This is a genomic window from Flavobacterium sp. ENC (assembly GCF_020991415.1).
Lineage (GTDB): Bacteria > Bacteroidota > Bacteroidia > Flavobacteriales > Flavobacteriaceae > Flavobacterium.
The window spans coordinates 1-1,000 of the sequence record NZ_JAJMOY010000027.1 but is presented as its reverse complement, the minus strand read 5'-3'; the positions used below and the strand labels follow the sequence as shown (position 1 = coordinate 1,000).

At 40.6% G+C, this 1,000-nt stretch carries 1 pseudogene; it reads left to right on the top strand.

Annotated elements, in window-relative coordinates:
- Positions 1–1,000, top strand: a pseudogene (locus tag LPB89_RS21890) (hypothetical protein); the annotation flags it as partial.

The following is a 1,000-nucleotide window of genomic DNA, read 5'->3' as shown; positions in this document are numbered from 1 at the left end:
TGATGGAACAATTTACTATGGTTCACTACAAGTAGGAACTTGTGAAAGTCCAACACGTTTGGCGGTAACGGTTAATTTGAGTGATCCGAAAACACCAACAACTGCACATGCCACACAAGAATTCTGTAGAGTAGATAATAAAACCGTAGCTGATTTGGTAACGACTGAATCAGGTGTAACGTGGTTTGATGCTGAAAAAGAAGGAAATGTAGTTCCGTCCACAACAGTTTTAACCGATGGAACAATTTATTACGGTTCCCTAAAAGTGGGCACTTGTGAGAGTCCAACACGTTTGGCTGTAACGGTGAGATTAAGCGATCCGCAAACACCAACAACTGCTCATACCACACAGGAATTTTGTAAAGTGGATAATAAAACTGTGGCTGATTTGGTAACGAACGAGAGTGATGTTACTTGGTATGATGCTGCTGATGGAACAACAGTAGTTCCGTTAACAACAGTTTTGGAAAACAATAAAATGTACTACGGATCTTTAAAAACAGGAACTTGTGATAGTCCAATACGACTTGCGGTAACAGTAACGTTAAGTGATCCGAAAACACCAACGACTACACATACCACACAGGAATTCTGTAGAGTAGATAATAAAACCGTAGCTGATTTGGTAACGACTGAATCAGGTGTAACGTGGTACGATTCTGCTGATGGAACAACAGTAGTTCCGTTAACAACAGTTCTGGAAAACAATAAAGTGTATTACGGTTCACTACAAGTAGGAACTTGTGAAAGTCCAACACGTTTGGCGGTAACAGTAACTTTAAGTGATCCGCAAACGCCAACAACTGCACATGCCACACAGGAATTCTGTAAAGTGGATAATAAAACCGTAGCTGATTTGGTAACGAACGAAAGTGATGTTACTTGGTACGATTCTGCTGATGGAACAACAGTAGTTTCGTCAACAACAGTTTTGGAAAACAATAAAGTGTATTACGGTTCCCTAAAAGTGGGAACCTGCGAGAGTCCAACACGTTTGGCA